The 19260-nt window shown below is 48.0% G+C and carries 4 protein-coding genes; 1 reads left to right on the plus strand and 3 read right to left on the minus strand.

All coding sequences use genetic code 11. The features are described 5' to 3' along the window. Positions 1-138: 138 nt before the first annotated feature. Positions 139-648: a hypothetical protein gene (locus FN124_RS08650; RefSeq protein WP_142684344.1), complete on the plus strand. Its 510-nt coding sequence runs from the start codon at positions 139-141 to the stop codon at positions 646-648. Between the two features lie 287 nt (positions 649-935). On the opposite strand, the gene FN124_RS08655 is transcribed toward FN124_RS08650, so the two are convergent. From FN124_RS08655 to FN124_RS08665, 3 genes are all read right to left on the minus strand, one after another. Next, positions 936-2993: an OmpA family protein gene (locus FN124_RS08655; RefSeq protein WP_185937134.1), complete on the minus strand. Its 2058-nt coding sequence runs from the start codon at positions 2991-2993 to the stop codon at positions 936-938. A 63-nt stretch (positions 2994-3056) separates the two neighbouring features. Next, positions 3057-4064 (minus strand): PorP/SprF family type IX secretion system membrane protein, encoded by a 1008-nt coding sequence (locus FN124_RS08660; RefSeq protein WP_142684346.1) that lies wholly within the window; start codon positions 4062-4064, stop codon positions 3057-3059. A 92-nt stretch (positions 4065-4156) separates the two neighbouring features. Continuing rightward, the gene (locus FN124_RS08665; RefSeq protein ID WP_142684347.1) at positions 4157-19237 is read right to left on the minus strand and encodes an Ig-like domain-containing protein; all 15081 of its coding nucleotides are present in this window, start codon (positions 19235-19237) and stop codon (positions 4157-4159) included. Between the last annotated feature and the right edge of the window lie 23 nt (positions 19238-19260).

Genomic DNA, 19260 nt, shown 5'->3' on the forward strand with positions numbered 1-19260 from the left:
GTATCTGTAACTTTTTATTTCCACTGTCGTTTAACATCTCTAGTAAGCGCTGAAAAACCTATATTAAAACAAAGATCATAATCACAAAAATTTACAATCAAAAAACCACAATCGTAAAACCTTTATAAAACTGAAATCATGCTTATGTTCAACAAAAACACACTCCTGAGCGGAGTAGTGATCGCTACTGTATTGGGTATTACTGTAAGCTCCTGTAAAGATGACGACAATCCAACACCACCTCCTTCAACACCACGTTCCAAGTCGTTTGAACTGAAGGGAACCGGCGCTGATAAAGATAAAAAAGTAGGTGACATTACTATTTCTGAGAATACAGACAGCAGCGTAAACGTTGTACTGAATCTCACCAAAAACATTAAGGATGCGGATCATGGCGTTTACCTGATCGCTGGTACTGCTGCAGCTCCCAAAACAGACACATTGATCAAGGGAACATTTAAAGGCACTGGCGCTGCATTGAAAATAGATCTTTTGACTAAAGTAAAAACCATTAAGGTTTCCAAGCCAGGTGGCGTTCAGAGAGACACTGCCTTCAAGTATAACAATGCCTTGGAACTGAGTTCTTACCTGAAAGTAATGAAAGCAGCCGACACTATTGCTATAGGCAGCTTTGGCAAAAGCAACTAATCAACAACCGGAAATTTACATTAGAACTAACAGGAGAGGCTGTATCATAAATAACTTTTACCCGATTTTACTCGGGTACCGGGTGGAGAAAATTTTCGTATTTGCGATTCTCACACCCATTAAGTTAGTTATGATACAGCCTCTTTTTCGTGTTCTTTATTTAGATAGGACTACTAATTATATATCTGCCCGGACATTCAATAAAAAAGCCGGCCAAACGGCCGGCTCTAAATGGTTATTACAGGATATGGAAGTATTCCGGCTGATAAGCCGGTTAAGGGAAAAACTTACTGACTACTATTGCTGTCATCTTCCGCTTTCACCTGAACCTGTCTTTTCAATACTTTGAATTCAGTCCTTCTGTTAAGCTGACGTCCTTCAGGATTGTCTTTATGATTAGGCAATGAGTTCGGTGCAATTGGTCTTGATTTACCATATCCTTTAGCAATCAGCCTTTCCGGAGAAATGCCTTTGCTGATCAGGTAATCGACGCAGGATTGTGCACGTGCTTGCGACAACTTATCATTGAACTTGACAGAGCCCACGCTATCTGTGTGCGCACTCATTTCAATGGTTAATTTAGGATTGTCATTCAGCATTTCCACCACTGTATCCAATACAATTTTAGATTCTTCACGCAAGGTGGCTTTACCAAAATCGTAGTAGATATTATTGAGTACAATTGGTTTTTCTATTTCGTAGTGCTTGAGACAAAGGGTAGGATTATCCATAGAATCGATCCTTACCAGTGAATCAGTATTAAAATAGAGTGCTTTGGTGAAGTAGTTCTCTTTTTCAGCGATTATCTTATAGTAGCGCTGTGGATCCACTTCGAAGGTATATCTTCCGGTGGCATCCAGTGTAACTTTACGAATGGTTTTTCTCCTCACAGTATCCAACAGGCTAACAGTGGCGCCTTGCAGCGGAAGGTGTGTATCACAGTCGATGATAAGACCGCTTGCTAACTTGCGGATACGTTGAACGCTGAATACCTCCAGGCAGCAGATGGATTCCCTGTCGGAGCTAATGAATCCTGCTGCAAAGGGATGTGTATTATCCAAAGCAGTGTAATAGATATCATCCTTTGGTGAATTCAATGGTTTGCCCATGTTAACAGGGGCAGACCACGTACCGAAATCGCCTTCACTCTGGAAAAAATCAAGACCACCCAGACCTACCCGGCCATCAGTGCTGAACACGAGCAGGTTTTTCTCCGCATCATAAAACGGCGCCTGTTCTTCATCTTTTGTATTAATGGTTGTACCCATGTTACGAGCGCCACCGGGAGTTCCATTGGTCATAATGCAGTACCAAAGATCATTTTTACCCATACCCCCTGGTCTGTTGGAGGCAAACAGCAGATATTTCCCGTCGGCGGTAATATAAGGCTGCATAGAATTGTACCCGGACACGTTCACATTTTCACCGAGTATTTTGGGCTCGGACCAGGCTCCGTTCTGGCGGCTACTGAAATAGATAGCAGATTGTTTCACCCCGTCTTTCATAGACCAGCGGGTGATATAAAGTGAGTTACCATCCGGGGTAATTGCAGATACCCCCTGGTCATATCCTTTAGCGGCAGGGATCTTTAGTTTCTGGCTGTTATCGAAGGTATTACCACTTCCGGTAGCAGTGTAGAGGTCATTTACATAGGGGGTTCCTTTTTTTGTTTGTTTTTTGGTAGTGGGCTGCTTAGTGGTAGTAGGCAACGGTGGATTTTCGGCACGGGAAGAAGTAAACAATAGGGTACCTTGATCCAGGATCACAGGTGCATAATTTGCTCCGCCCTCATTTACATTGCCGGCAGTTTTTTCTATTGTAAATCTCGGTTCTTTATTGGCTTCGGAGAGAGCAAATTCACAACAGGCGATTTCAAGCGGGGTTCTTACAGACAGTTCATCGGCGACAGTATAGCTTTGTTTAAATTTTTTAAACTCCTCCAGCGCCTGTTGGTATTTTCCATTGTACCGAAGGCAGACAGCGTACCAATAACGTGCCTGGGGAAAGGCGGGGTTATTAAAGCCGACCAGTTGTGCATACCATGTTTCCGCATTTCCATAATCATAAAAGAGCCTGTAAGACTCGGCCAACCGGGCTACCACCTGCTGATAATCTTTCAATTTACCAGTTGGGGCGGCAGCGCCTGAAGCAGTATACGGCAATACCTGTTCCGGCTTGATCTTAAAAGTTCCCAGTGCTTTATTATAGTACTGTGCTGCAGAATAATAATCCCTTGAATTATAAAAAACGTCTGCAGTATGTTTAAAATCGTAAACATACTGCGCTTGAAGGGTGCTCATTATTCCTGTAAAAACCACCAGCCAACAGAGTGTAATTTTTTTCATGAGGGTTTCATTTCTTTTTTCTGTATAAATTTTTGCCTCCATTCTGATTTGGTTTTTGATAAATTATAACCTGGGACAAATAAAGTATTCTTCATTAAGCACCCTTCTTTTCCGGCTTATAAAAGAAAGTGATATTTCAAAGCTCTGGCTGCCGTTCACCAGTCTGCGCATATTGGAGGTATTGGCATCATAGCTCAACCCCAGCGTAAAGCTCTTGAAATGGAATCCTGCAAAAGGTATTACCGCATCGTTAAAGCGATAATTGCCTCCCACCAGGAAGTCGAATTCGGGGTTTACCATTAGTTGCGCATACATACCGGCAACTATCTCTTCCGCATTCCCTTGTCTCATATAAAGACCGGTAGGCGTAAGGCTCAGTGCTTCGTTTAATTTGATCTTTGTTCCTCCATGCACCAGGTAGCGTACTGGTAATTTTCTTTCGGTTCCATCAGAGGAGAAAGGATCTTTTGGTTGAGTAAGGTGAGCTGCAGCAAATCCGGCAAACGGATTGAACATATGATTGGGATTACCATCAAAATATACTACGCCCGCACCGGCATCAAATTGTGTGGAAGTTGTGTTGTTTACATTTTCGCCATTGAAAATACTAGGGTCAAAACCTGTAACCGGCTGATATTGGCTACCTGTCTGAAACTTGGCAGGATCCAGTCGCCTGTTAATTAAACCCGCATTGATACCAAATACCAGGCGGCTGGTTTTGGTAGGTCCAAATTTCACGCCGCTATAGGATACGCTGGCCATCGCGTTGAAGTGATTGTAGCCGGCATCTCCTGCAGACATATTTATCACGTTCAGGCCTACGCCAACATTCTTATCGGTGGCAGCATCAATAGAAATTCCTGCCGTTGAGAACGGCTTGCCATAATTGGCCCACTGATTACGGTAGTCGCCACTGATCCGGTAATCACCGTCTATTACACCCGTTAGCGCTGGGTTCAGCCATAGCGGATAAGCATAGTACTGTGAGAAGTGAGGATCGACCTGGGCTACAGACGTCCGGGGCAATAAACTGCTCCATAAAATTATTGTGACTATAAAAATCCTTTTCATAGGAACATTTTTTAGTATTTTCTGGATAAACCGGGATGCAGTGGCGCATCCCGGTTTTATGATTAATGTGATCTTGACCTGATGAATCATTTCTATCGCATGAGGGTTATGTTACCTTTCTTGGTGATCACCGTTCCATCTTGCATAGTAGCCCTCAGGATATATACATAAACACCAACCGGTTGTTTCTGACCACTCATAGTACCATCCCATCCCTGGCGCTGATCTTTGGAGGTGAACACCAACTGACCCCACTGGTTGTAAACCCTGAATTCGAGTTGTGCGATGGAAGTTGAGTATACATACTCGATATCATTTATACCATCACCATTCGGACTGAAGAGATTTGGAACAAAGATGTTGTTGCCCTGCGGATTACTTGTTTTACCAGTTATTGCTGTGGACAATGCACTTGTTTCACATTCAGATGCTCCGATGGCCCTTACCTGTATTGTAGCGCTCTGGTTAGGCTGGAGGCCTGTTACCGTATGCGTTGTTCCGTTCGCACCTGAGCTTGGCGGTATGAAGGTTATACCGTTGTCGAGTGTTACTTCATAGCGTTGCGCTCCTGTTACTGAAGACCAGCGGAAGGTAATGGTGGTAGCTGTTGTGTTATCCACTACTACTACCGGTGCCGGCAGCGGTTGTGCAATACTTACCTGTACACTTGTTCTTTGTCCTGCACTGATACAACCACCGGTTGTAAATGCTTCCACATAGTAAGTAGTATTTGCATTCAATGCTGGTGTTACAAATGTTACACCGGTGTAGATTGGTGTGCCACCCGTAGCAACTGTGTACCAGCGGAAGTTGACGCCTGCTGTTGTTGATGCCGCAGCGAGTGTGGCCGTTTTACCAGGACATACCCCGTTATCGTTACCGGTAACTGTTGGTTTACCCGGAGCCGGTGTTGCTACTACGCTAACAGCTGTACGTGTTGGGCTTGAACAGCCATTGCTGTTGGTTGCTTCCAGGTAGTACATCTGGTTGGCATTTACAGGAGATGTTGTATAAGAAGCTCCTGTAGCCACTGCTGTTCCACCAGTTGGAGTTGTGTACCATTTATAAGTAAGTGCCGGATCCGGATTCAGTGCATTCAGTGTAACTGTCTGACCAGGACAAGCCTGCAGCGTTGCATTTGCAACAGCCGGAGCAGCCGGAGAAGGATTCACTGATACATTTACCGGAGTTCTGCTGGCGCTTACACAACCACCACTGGTAGATGCTTCGAGATAGTATACTGTATTTGCAGTTGGTGTGATGGTAAAGTCTGCACCAGTGAATACAGCTGTACCACCACGTGCTACTGTGAACCATTTATAGATCACACCTGTCTGCCTGTTCTTCACCATCAATACACCAGTCTGGCCACTGCATACAGTGATCGGATCAGAGAGCGGTGCATCTATTGTGCTTACTACAGTTGCGGTTAATCCTTTACGTGCGCTGCTGCATCCTGCACTGTTCAATGCTTCCAGGTAGAAGACAGTAGTTTGTGCAAGCGGTGCGGTAGTATAAGCATTACCGGTAGCCAGGAGGAGTCCGTTAGATGGAGCATCATACCAGCGATACGTCATTGCCGGATCAGGATTCTTAACGGCGAACGTTGCTGTACCGCCTATGCATGTTACCACATTATCCAGGTCTGCTGTTGGAATTGGCGGAGCCGGATCAACGGATACGTTCACAGCCGTTCTGGTAGAGCTGGAGCAGCCACTGCCCAGGTTAGCCTGTACGTAGTATGTGGTATTTGTTGTCACCACCGGCACACTGTAAACAGGTCCTGTGAAGAGTAATGAGCCATTGGTCGCGGCATCATACCATTGATAAGTAATGCCTGGCTGTATTGTTTTCACAGCTACAGTAACACCTGTGCCCGCACATGTTTTCAGAGAAGACGTTACTACATCCGGTGCATTTGGAGCTACTACTACTGTTACAGTAGCTTTTACTCTCGCAGATGCGTTACCACACTGACCCGTAGTACCGGTTGCTTCCACCCAGAAGTCCATGCTGGTATTAAGCGGAGCTGTGGTGAATACAGGTCCTGTGAATACAGCTGTTCCGCCGGTTGCCTGTGTATACCATTTATAGGTAATACCGTTGGTTGCTGAAGTTACGCGGAGCGTAGCCGGAGTACCCTGACAGGTAGTTACCGCGTTGGATTCCAGTATTGGAGTCGGCGCCTGTCCTACACCTATGGATACCTTAGTACGCTGAGTACTACTGCAATTACCGTTGCTGGCTTCAGCATAGAAATCAGTATTGGCGTTTAATGCACCTGTTGTAAAGCTGCTGCCTGTGAAGAGCAGGTTGCCTCCGGTAGCTGCATCGAACCAGCGGTAGGTAGTACCTGTAACCGGATCTTTAATAGAAAGTGTTACGCTTCCACCCTGACAAACGAACAGGGAAGTTGCTGTTATTACCGGCGTTGCTGGAACCGCATTTACCTTAATGGTAGCGCTGGTCCTGGTGGCGCTTGGGCAGCCTCCATTTACCAATGCCTGTACATAATAGGTAACGGTGCTATCCAGGGCAGTAATGTTAAATACCGGTCCTTCGAATATCAGCGTACCACCTGTAGCTTCGTCAAACCATTGATAAGTAGTACCTGCTGCCGGGCTCTGAATTGCCAGTGAAGCAGACTGTCCTTTACAGCCCTGTACGTTGGTGCTTACCAGGATTGGAGCTGCTGGTACCGGTACCGCTGTTACTGTTACCATTGCACGGGCAGATGGTTTACCACATTTTGAAGTATCACCGGTAGCTTCTACAAAGTAGGAAGTGTTCGTATTGATTGCACCGGTGGTAAATATCGGACCAGTGAATATTGCGGTACCGCCTGTTGCAGTTGTGTACCATTTGTAAGTAATGTTATTGACAGAAGAAGTCACCTTCAGTACTGCTGTACCACCCTGACAAACTGTTACATTGTTAGATTCCAGTATCGGGGTTGGTGCCACACCTACGCCTATGGATACCTTCGTTCTTGTAGCGCTGCTACATCCACCGGCAGATGCTTCTGCATAGAAATCTGCTGAAGTGGTAAGACCAGTTACTTTGTAAACCGGACCGGTGAACAGTAAGGTACCTCCGGTGGCAGCATTGTACCAGCGATAGGTGAGCGTATTATCAGCGTTCTGTACAGTTAATGTTGTTGTATCGCCTACACAGATGCTGATAGCAGATGCTGTGATGATCGGTACCGGTACATCACGTACAGTTACTGTTACCGCTTTCGCGTTGGCAGCATCATTAGCGCACTTGTTAGCTCCTTCTACTGTTACATAGTAGGTGGTATTGGTAGCTATAACACCAGTGGTATATGTTGCACCGGTGAACAACAGTGTTGTCAGGCTGGCTTCCTTATACCATTTGAACACAGGGTTGGTAACGGTGGTGCTGGTAGCGGTCAGTTTCACAGTATTACTTGCGCAGATAGTAGTGTCGGCCAGTGTGATATCGGCCGCAGTAGCACCTGTATTTACTGTTACCTTAACTGCTTTAAGATCACCGGCAGCGTTTTCACACTTGCCGCCGTTGCTTACGCTTACGTAGTAGGTATATGTTCCGGCAGTTAATCCGCGGATGGTTAATACACCTGTTGCGCTTACGCCTTGTGTGATCGGTGTTACCTTGTTAGCATCTGCATACCATTTGAATACAGGGTTGCTAACCGTGGTGCTGGTTGGTTTCAGTACAGCGCTATCGCTTGCACAGATGGATACATCGGAGATGTTGATATCTACAGCGGTAGATGCACTTGTTACGTTAAGTGAAATCTTCGTACGGCCGCTATCATTAGCGCAACCATTGCTGTTGGAAGCCACTACGAAGAAGTTATAGGTACCTGCTGCAAGGTTAGCAGCTGTTTGATAACTATTAGTATTGGTAGCGATCTGCTGACCGTTTGCATCGAACCAGTTGAAGGTAACGCCGGTTACAGGTTTCACTTTGAGTGTTACCGGCAACTTATCAATACAAGCCGTTGCAGGGTTGCTGGTGTCGGCTACCGGTGGTGCCGGCAGTGTTTGTACAGTAACCACTACCGGTGCAGATGCAGCGGTGTTACAGCTATTCCTGGATGCTTTCACTACGTAGCTGTAGCTACCAGCGGCCAGGTTGGCCGGAGTAATAAAGGCTACACTGTCTTTCAGGTGAGTGCCCTTACTATCGTACCAGCTGTAGGTTACACCTGGTTGAGGGTTCACTACTGACAGGGTAGCGGATTTACCGGTACAAATTGCAGAGTCGCCGGATGCTTTCGCTTTTGGCGCAGCAATAGCACGCTGTGCATAATTGAAGTCTACTGCGGTCAATGCGGCTGCTATTCCGGATCTCAGTTTCACTTCGATCGCATCGAATGTCTTCGTCGGAACGTAAGACAACAGTACGCCTCTTGTACCAGACAACACTTTCAGGCTTACCAGCGGGTTGCTTACCAGAACTGAATCACCAGGTGTGCTGCCGTTATAGGTGGTCAGCTGAACGCTGGCCAGCAGAGCGGCTGAGAGAACCTGGTTTGGACTGGAGAGCATCACCTTCACGGTATCACCGATGGCAGATACACCATTGAAGCGGGCGCGTTCCCACACATTGGCGTTAAGCGCTCCGAGGTTAATGACGAGCGATGATGCGGTATTAATATTATTATCTACTGCCAAAGCAGGGTTGTACACGTTGCCCAGGATAAGCAGGCCGCTACCGCCGATGGTCTGGCTGATCGCTGCCTCACAAGGAACAGTGTCGAGTACTACAGGCTGTGTAATCACCAGTACGGAGGTACGTGGAGACTTACAGGTTATGCCACCTGGCAGGAATGCTTCTACCCAGAAGGTATCTACTGTGGCAGCATTCCTGGCGGCCGGCGAGAATATCGCACCTTTAGCCAGTGTATCTGTAGCTGTTTGTGTACGGAACCATGCCAGTGTTGCATTGGCAGTGCCTGCAGTTGCAGTCAATACTGCCTGTTGTCCAATGCCTACCCTCGCAGGTGACGGTGTTACAGTTGGCGCGGTGAGCCCGTTGGAAGTTTGCACCACTACAGCAGTTCTGGTGGCAGATACGCTATTGCAGCTGTCATTCTTCGCTTCCACATAGTAGATGGTTTTGGCGGTTACATTCACCACTTTATAAGTAAAGCCACTGTCGGTATTCAGTTTAGTACCGCCGGTTGGTACATTGTACCAGCCATAAGTGTAGCCTTTAACCGGGTTGGACACTGCCAGTACTGCATCAGCGCCTGCGCAAACAGAAGCGGTATCCGCCACTACAGCAGGAGCAACCGGTGCAGCGGTTACGCTTACATTCACAGCGGTCCTGTCGGTGCTTGCGCAACCTGTTGCCGCCCTGAATGCTTCTACATAAAATACAGAGTCTTTTGTGAGCGCTCCGGTAGTGAAGCTGCTGCCATCTTTACCGCTCAGGTAAGTACCGTTAGCGGTATACCAGCGATAAGTGATGCCTGTTGCAGGGTTGGCTACATTGAGAGTAGCGGTGTTGCCAGCGCATACTTTCACGGATGATGCCTGTACCTGTGGCTTAGTAATAATACGGCGTGCATAGTTAAAGCCTATATCGGTGAGCGCACCTACGATACCTGATTTCAGTTTCACTTCCACTGCATCGAACGGATGTGCAGGCAGGAAGGTCAGCTCAGCCTGGCGTTGACCATTCAGCAGGTTCAGATGTACTATCGGATTGCTAACCAGTATAGAATCACCAGGAGTTGAGCCGTTGTAAGTGGTCAGCTGAACGCTGGCCAGCAGGGCGGCTGAGAGAACCTGGCTTGGGCTTGACAACAGTACACGTACACTGTCGCCCGGCGCAGACACGCCATTGAAGCGAGCGCGCTGCCATACGGTAGCATTTAATGCTCCAAGATTTATTACAAGAGATGAAGCTGTAGTTTGATCGTTATCTACCGCGAACGCAGGGTTGTAAACATTACCCAGTATGAGCAATCCGCTGCCGCCAATAGTTTGGGTGGTAGCGCCTTCACAAGGTACTGCGAGCGGGCCGGAGCCGCTGATGGTTACAACGTTCACCGGAACACGTACAGACTGACAGGTAGCGCCACCTTGCAGCACCGCTTGTGCCCAATAGGTAGTAGTGCCTGGTGTGGCTTTACCGGCAGGAGAATAAATATTACCGGTAAATGCTATCTGCGTAGCAGTATCTGATGTATACCAGTTAATCACTGCATTGGCTACAGGCGGTGTAGCTTTGAGCACAGGAGATTCGTTAATCCGTACTGTATCAGGTGATGGTGTGATCACTGGCGCCTGCAGAGCAGAACCCAATGTGATCCTTACCGCCTGTCTTGCGGAAACAGTACCGCAGCTATTCATCGCCTCAACATAATAAGTGGTATCAGCACTTACATGCAGTACTTTATATGTAAAGCCACTGTCGGTGTTCAACTTGGTTCCACCGGTAGCAACATTGTACCAGTTGTAACGCAGTTTGGTATCCGGGTTTGGTACGGCAAGTACAGCATCTGCACCGGCGCAAACTGTTACGGTGGATGGCTGACCAGGAACAGCAGGTGCTGTTGCGATGTTAACCCTTACAGGTGTACGAACCGGGTTGATACAACCATTGCTTGTTTTGCCTGCTTCTACATAGAAGATAGCAGCTGAGTTAACAGGGTTACTGGTGAAGCTGGTTCCTGTGAACAGCACACTGCCACCACTAGCCTGGTTGTACCATCTATAGGTAACACCGGTTACCGGATTCTTCACAGCCAATTTGGCGGAGTCACCGGCACAGATGATCACCGAATCAGCAACCACCTGCGGAGCTGCCACCAGGCGGCTGGCGTAGTTCACACCAACTGCGTTGAGCAGTGTGGCCGCGCCTGAATTAAGGCGTATTTCCACACGGTCAAAAGTAGCAGTAGGCTTGAAGCTGAGGATGGCCTGCTGATTGCCACTGAGTAATTTCAGCGACAGCAATGCGTTTCCTATAGCTACTCTGTCGTTATTATAGGTAGTACCGTTGTAAGTTGCTACCTGTATAGATGATAACAATCCAATATCTGCGATACCAACAGGGAAGTTCAGTTGGATATTTACACTGTCACCCGCATTGCTGGCAGACGGATAGATCAGCGTCTGTTGTACATAACCACCCAACAATCCTGCGATCACATGCAGGGTAGAAGAAGAGGAAACAGCGCTATCTACTGCCAGGGCGGGATTCTCCACGTAGCAACCTATACAAATGCCATTGGCATTGTTGGTCTGGCTATTAGCGGCATCGCATGGTACATCATTGCCTCCACCACCGAGTACTGTTACTGTAACAGTTTTACGGGCAGTAGCGCAACCATTTGGTCCAACCGCTTCTACCAGGTAAGTAGAGGTGGCTTGTAATGGCCCGGTATTAAAGCTGGTTCCAGCAAACAGGCTATCGCCGGTAGCGCTGTACCATTTGAAGATGATGCCGGTGCCTGTAGCTGCAGCATTAATGATGGCACCCTGACCTCTGCTCACCGTTGTATTTTCCGGTGTAACAGTGAAGTTCGCCGGTACCGCACCTATGGTTACAGGTACTCTTGTACGGGTACTGATACAGCCATTGTTATCGGATGCTACATAATAAGCGGTATCTGCAGTGAGCACCGGTGTTACAAAGGAAGTTCCGGTGGCCAGTATAGTGGTGTCGGTTGCACTCTTATACCAATGGAATAATACACCCGCCGGCGCCGAAGCTACCAGCGTTGCCTTACCACCTGCGCAAAGCGTTACCGCTGCTGCTGTTGGAGCAGCAGGACCCGCACCTACATTTACAATAGCAGGTACACGCACAGGGTTGGCACAACCAAATTTGCCGGATTCAGCATAGTAAGTGGTGGTAGTGGTAAGAGCAGGTGTGATGAAGGTATTACCTGAACCTACCAGGGTACCGCCTGTCGCAGCGTCATACCACCTGATGTCTGCTCCGGCAGGACCGGTAACAGTTAAGGTATCTTTCTTACCTGCGCAAGTGCTGTAGCTGGTTTGTGACAGTACCGGCCGTGGCGGGAATGCCGCTGCAAAGTAAACTTTAAGATTTGTAAGCACGGAGATGGTGCCGTTGATACTGATCAATACACCATTGAATGCTTTCGTTGCTGGTATCGTTACCCTGAAACGATTGCTGCCATTCAGCAGGTCGAGCCTGATCAGGGCATTGTTCAGTGTAACCTCATCATTATTAGCAGTAGTACCATTGTATGTTTCTGCTTTGATACCGCCCAGCAAGGCTGCTGAAGCCAGTTGTCCTGGTATCTCCATATCAATGGTGATGCTGTCGCCAGCTGCATATGTATTCTGGAAGCGCAACAGCTGACCTACATATCCCAATGCACCCAGCGCAGCACTGATGGTGGACGCTGAATTGGCGTTGGTATCCACTGCAAACGCAGGATTGTTCACACCGCACAGCAGGCAAACACCGGTAATGATCGGACTTTGCTGCTGGTTGGCATAGCTACATGGAGTTGGTTCCGGCGACATATTAATATCTACAGACACCCTGGTGCGCTGAGAGCTTGCGCAACTGGTGGCCGGGTCAAAGGCTTCTACATAATAGATCCTTGCACCGGTTAACGGTGGTGTAGTGAAAGTAATTTTATTAGCTGCTACCAATGTACCACCTGACGGCGCATCATACCAATTGTATTGATAGGCCGGATTCGGGTTGGTAACAGTGATGGTTGCCGTGCTACCGCTATTTACGCTCGTTGTTTGCGGCGCAACAGTTACAATCGGTAATCCCACCATTACATACACTGGCTTGCGGGCGGTGCTGGTACAACCTGCACCGGATACAGATTCTACATAGTATACTGCATTAGCAGTCACATTATTAACTGTGTAAGTAGCAGTGGTAGCCAACGGAGCACCGCCGGTAATCTGGTTATACCAACGGAAGCTGGTGCCAGGGCCGGTAGCTTTCAGTGTAGCTGCCTGGCCGGTACATACGTAAACAGTGTCTTTTTCAACTGTTGGTGCACCGGTAAAGATCTGTGCGTAGTAAACGTTAAGAGATGAAAGCGCAGTAGCTAAACCAGAGTTAAGCCTGATAAATACCCTATCGAAACCAGCTCCTGGCTTGAAAGTAATATCAGCGCGCTGATTACCGCTAAGCAGTTTTACTTTAATTGCTGCGTTATCCAGTGTAACATTGTCGCCATTGGCGGTAGTTCCATTATAGGAACCAACCATAATGCTGTTGAGCACACCAGCGTCAAGTAAACCGGTATTTGCGGATATACCGATCCTTACACTATCTCCCAGGTTACCATGGGTCGGGAAGACCAACATTTGCTGTGTATAGGCACCTGCCAGTCCGAGGATGGTATGTAATACAGAAGAAGTAGCTGTACTATTATCTACAGAAGAATCTTGTTTTTCTATATAGCAACCCACACACAAACCATTGGCACTACTTAACTGGCTGGTAGCACCACCACAGTCGATGTCACCTGGCAAGGAAGGTCCGCCGCCACCGGTTAATGTGATCGGCACCGGAGTTCTCAGGCTCTTACAGGTACCTGCTGCATCTGTTGATTCTACATAGTAAGTAATGTTCGCTGTTACTGCAGGTACACTGAAGGTAGGTCCTACGAAAACAGGCGTACCGCCGGTAGGCGTAGTATACCAGTTGTATTTATTGGCAGGAACAGGGCTCACTACATTGAAGGTAGGAGTAGCGCCTTGTGCCACTTGTGCAGAGGCCGGCGTTACTGTTACACTTGGTTGTCCTATTCTGACAGAAACGAGCGTACGAACACTGCTGGCACAGCTATCTGCATCCAGGGTGATCGCTTCCACATAATAGTTTGCATCTGCAGTTAATGAAGGTGTGGTATAATTAGGACCGAAACCAACCGGTGTGCCGCCAACCGCCTGTGTATACCAGCGGTAAGCATAACCAGCAGGACCGGTGGCCGTTAATGTGGCAGCAGTGCCGCTACATACATTTACATTGTTACTGGCCACAGTGGCAACCGGTGTGATCACTTCAGCATAGTAAATCTTCACTGAAGATGCAGCCGTAGCCAAACCGGTCACACTTAATTGCACTGCATCAAAGGCTTTACCTGCAGGTACTGTAAGGGTACCCACCTGTTCTGATCCAAGCAGGCTAAGCGTCAGCAAGCCGCCGCTCAATGGCCTGGAGTCGCCATTGGATACATTATTATTGTAGGTAGTAAGTGTAAGATTGCTCAGCAGGCCCAGGTCCACCAACGACGCAGGGATGCCTATCCTTATCCTGATGCTATCTGTAGGCTTTCCTACTTTTCCAAAGTTCAGGCGCTGCGCCATTCCTCCGCCCACACCAACTACAGTGTGCAGGTTAGAGGCAGTGTAGATGGAGTTATCTACTGCATTAGCTGCCGAATCCACAGAACATAACAAACAGATACCCACCGAGCCAAACGTTTGCGTTTTGGCGCTACCGCATGCAAGATCTGCATTACTTGGGGCATTGTTCACGCGAACAGTAACGGCTGTACGTTCAAAGCTCACCAGCCCGTCAGACGGAGAAGTAGCTTCAACGTAGTATGTTTTACCTTGTGTCAGCGGTGGAGTTGTAAAGCTGCTGGTAGTGGCTACCGGTGTGCCACCGGTTTTGGTTTCGTACCAGTTAAAGGTAGCATCAGGTATTCTTGGTATGCTGGCATTGAATGTGGCAGTTTGTCCAACATTTACAGTGGTATCTGTTGGTGTTACTGCAACCGTAACAGGGATGCTCGCCGCTACTTCATAAATGCGCAGGGAATTACTTACGGTGAGCAGTCCGCCGAGGTCTACCTGCGCTGCATCAAACGGATTCTTCGCCGGAATAGCCACCCTGTACTTGCGTTCGCCATCAGTACCTAAACCCAGCAGGTTGATGCCAATGACATTTGCATCCAGTGCAGTCGGATCGTTATTCTCAACGCCGCCATTGGATGTTTTTACAGAGATGCTCTTCAATACAGCTGCCTGTGCCAGGAGATCAACAGGAGAACTCAGGAAAACAATAATACTATCTCCTTTCTGGTATGATCCGGGGAAGATGATTTTCTGTCCTACTGATCCTGCTAAACCGATCGGGGCGATCAGTTTGGAAGAAGTAGTAGTATCTCCGTCGATAGCCTTCAGTGAATCCTGTATGGTACAAAGTGCACAGGCGATACCGCCGGTGATCGGGCTTTGCTGATCGGTTCCATATGACCACAGCGGTCCGTTACCACCTTTTATCTTCACCGTAACAGCCGTACGGGTAAAACTCTTCGTTCCCGATGGATCGGTTGCTTCTACATAATAAGTAGTGTTCCTTGTTAAATTAGGCGTAGTGAAAGTAGCGCCTGCATTAGGGATCGGAGCACCGCCGGTAGGTGTATTAAACCACTGGAAGGTAGCGTTAGGAACACGGATAGTGGCATTAAGCGTAGCAGGTTTATTATAATTTACAGTAGCAGGAGATGGAGTAACCTTCACCGGGATGGCAGCTACTACTTCGTACAAATGCATGGAGGAAGACAATGCCGCCAATGAAGCCTGACCTACCTGCACTGCATCAAACTGCTTGGTAGCAGGAATGGTTACACGGAACTTATTGGTGCCGTTCAAACCTGCTCCCAGTAACTGTAACCTCACCAGGCCTGTATTATTCAGTAATACCTGGTCGTTGTTAGGTACGGCCGGACCAGCGATTGCATTATTGAATGTTTGAACAGTAATATTAGGTAATAACTGGGCATTGGCGATAGGATCAGTAGGCAGGTCAAGGAAAAGCACGATGCTGTCGCCCGCTTCATATACACCAGGCAGGATCACCTGCTGGCTCAGTGTAGTACCTATTCCTATACCTGTTGTAAATCTGGAAGCTGTTGTGGTATCGCCATCAGATGCACTGTCTGCATTGTCAATAACACAGGCTGCACAAGCAATACCGGAAGTGATCGGGCTCACCTGGTCCTGGCCAAAGCTCCAGATGATGCCTGGCCCGCCACCCACCTTGATGGACACCGGTGTGCGTACATAGCTGTTTAATCCATCAACCGGTGAATTGGCTTCCACGTAATAGGTTTTATTACGTGCCAACGGCGGTGTGGTAAAGGTGGTACCACTAAACACAGGTGCTCCGCCGGTGGGAGAAGTAAACCAGTTAAAGGTAGGATTGGTTATCCTGGTTTGATCAATGCCGGCTGTTAATGCCACAGTACCTCCTGCAGTTGTAGCAGGCGCCGGTGGTGTAACGGTAACAGGGATAAACGCGGTAGCTTCATATATACGCAGGGAACCAAATTCTGCAAAGAGTGCAGAGAGGTCAATCTGTACCGCATCAAAATCTTTCTGCACAGGGATGATCACCCGGAACTTGGGTGTACCGCCAATACCGATACCCAGGGCCTGTAAACGGATCAGCGCATTGTTCAACGTAATAGGATCAGCATTGTCCACACCACCTTTAAGCGTGTGTACTTTTACTGCTGATAATAATTGTTTGGTATAAATGGCGCCTGGTATCTGGAGATCCAGTGCAATATTATCACCGGCTTTATAGCCACCGGGGAATTTCAGCAGTTGTCCTACAGAAGTAAGTGCACCTACAGGCAATACTAATTTAGAAGCTGTGGTGGTATCGCCATCAATAGCCAGGTTGGCGCTATCTACAAAGCAAAGCACACAGGCTACACCACCCGTGATCGGGCTCTGTTCCTGGTCTGCAAAGCTCCATAATGGTCCCACGCCTCCGGTTACTGTTACCGGAACTGCCGTACGCACAAAACTCTTTTTACCATCTGTGCCGGTAGCCTCTGCATAGTAAGTGGTGGTTCGGTTCAGTGGTGGTGTCGTGAAGCTGTTACCGGTTGCCAGCGGCGTTCCTCCGGTAGGAGTACTGAACCACCGGATGGATGCTCCCGGCACGCGATCGATGCTGGCAGCGAAAGTTACGCTGCTACCACGCACCACATTGGCTGAATCAGGAGCAACAGCTACCGGTATAAATGCGGTAGCTTCGTATACCCGCAGTGAACCAAATTCTGCAAAGAGCGCAGAAAGATCCACCTGCACAGCATCAAAATCTTTTTGTACAGGGATGATCACCCGGAATTTGGGTGTACCGCCAATACCTATGCCCAGTGCCTGTAAACGGATCAGGGCACTGTTCAGTGTAATAGGATCAGCATTATCAACCCCACCGTTAAAGGTATGCACCTTTACAGCAGAGAGCAGTTGTTTAGTGTAGATGGTACCGGGTATCTGAAGATCCAGTGCAATGTTATCGCCGGCTTTATAACTGCCGGGGAACTTCAGCAACTGTCCTACAGAAGTAAGCGCACCTACCGGCAATACTATCTTAGAAGCAGTGGTAGTATCACCGTCTATAGCCAGGTTTGCGCTATCTACAAAGCAGAGCGCACAGGCAACGCCTCCGGTAATAGGGCTTGTCTGGTTATCTGCGTAACTCCACAAAGCGCCGGCGCCCCCTGTTACTTTAACATATACAGGTGTGCGTACAAAACTGTGAAGGCCATCCGGCGTGGTGGCTTCAATATAATAGTTAGTAGTAGCGGAAAGTGCTGGAGTGGTAAAGTTTGCACCTGTAGCCAGTGCGGTTCCTCCTATGGAATCAGCATACCATTTAAAGGTGGCTCCGGCCATGCGCGGATCAATAGAAGCAGTAAGACTGGCTGTTTGGCCGGCCGTAATACTAACCGTATCAGGTGTTGCTTTTACGGGTACAAAAGCTGCTGCTTCGTATATTTTCAGTGCGCCAAATTCGGCGAAGAGGGCCGACAGGCTTACCTGTACTGCATTGAAATCTTTTGTTACCGGCAACACCACCCTGAATTTGCTGATGCCTCCCGGGCCTACGCCCAGGGCCTGTAAACGGATCAGGGCAGCACCAATATTGGTAACGTCACCATTAGACACACCATTATTAAAGCTTTCAATCTGGATACCAGACAGCGCCTGTTTAGTATATAATTTTCCCGGAATTTCAAGATCAAGAGAGATATTATCACCGGCTTTATAACTGCCGGAGAAAATAAGGCGTTGTCCTGCTGAGGTAGCGATACCAACGGGTAATACAATCTTTGATGCAGTGCTGGTATCGGCATCGATGGCCAGCTCCGGATAATCCACAAAGCACAATGCACAGGCAATTCCACCTGTAACAGGGCTTTGCTCATCAGAGGCAAAGCTCCATAGCGCCCCGTTTCCGCCACTCACTTTTACATGTACCGGTGTGCGCACATAGCTTATCAAACCAGGTACACCGGCGGATGCTTCCACATAATAAGTAGTGCTTCTGCTCAGTGCCGGAGTAGTAAAAGAATTGCCGGTAGCCAGTGCTGTGCCGCCGGATGGAGCGCTGAACCATTTGAAGGTAGCACCTGAAACACGGGGCATGGAAGCATTTAATGTTACCATACTGCCTACAGGCGTTACCGGTGGTGCAGGTATTCTTACCGGGATAATAGCAGCAGCCTCATAGATTTTCAGTGAGCCCAGTTCAGCGAACAAGGCAGAAAGACTTACCTGTACAGCATCAAAGTTTTTTGTAATTGGCACTACTACCCTGAACTTGTTGGTAGTGCCAAGTCCAATGCCCAATACCTGTACTCTTACTAATGCATTGTCTAATGTTACAGGATCATTATTGGAGATACCGGCGTTGGATGTCTGTATTTTTATTGCCGATAAAAATTGTTTTGTATAGATCTGGTTGGGAATTTCCAGGTCGATGGCCACCTGGTCTCCTGCCAGATAAGAGCCGGAGAACTGCAAATTCTGTCCGATGCTACCCACTAAGCCTGCAGCCAATACCAGCGTGGAAGCGGTGGAAGTGTCTCCATCGATCGCGAGCTGCGGATTATTAACGGTACAAAGCAAACAGCCACCAGCGGTGGTTTGACTTTGACCAGAGGCATAGCTCCAGAGCGGGCCCGCAGCGCGGCGATTGCCCATAACTCTATCAGGATTCAGTGGTGCATAGGGATGCAGCCTTAAATAATTTACCAGGAAGTTGAGGTCCCCCTTATTCAAATTGCCATGTGCAACAGGAATGGGTTTGGTTCCCAGGGCATTGATAGATCCACCCGCTGTGATGATCAGCAATAGTAGAAGAATTAATGAAGTGACAGCCCTTAACGACCCCTTAGGAGTAAAGATAGGATGCATAGCAATAGTGGGTTTTATAAATG

It is taken from the genome of Chitinophaga polysaccharea (assembly GCF_902150045.1).
GTDB lineage: Bacteria > Bacteroidota > Bacteroidia > Chitinophagales > Chitinophagaceae > Chitinophaga > Chitinophaga polysaccharea_A.

Excerpts from the sequence above, each read along its gene's own strand:
- FN124_RS08650 (WP_142684344.1), top strand. The coding sequence starts at position 139 with ATGCTTATGTTCAACAAAAACACACTCCTGAGCGGAGTAGTGATCGCT.
- FN124_RS08655 (WP_185937134.1), bottom strand. The coding sequence starts at position 2,993 with ATGAAAAAAATTACACTCTGTTGGCTGGTGGTTTTTACAGGAATAATG.
- FN124_RS08660 (WP_142684346.1), bottom strand. The coding sequence starts at position 4,064 with ATGAAAAGGATTTTTATAGTCACAATAATTTTATGGAGCAGTTTATTG.
- FN124_RS08665 (WP_142684347.1), bottom strand. The coding sequence starts at position 19,237 with ATGCATCCTATCTTTACTCCTAAGGGGTCGTTAAGGGCTGTCACTTCA.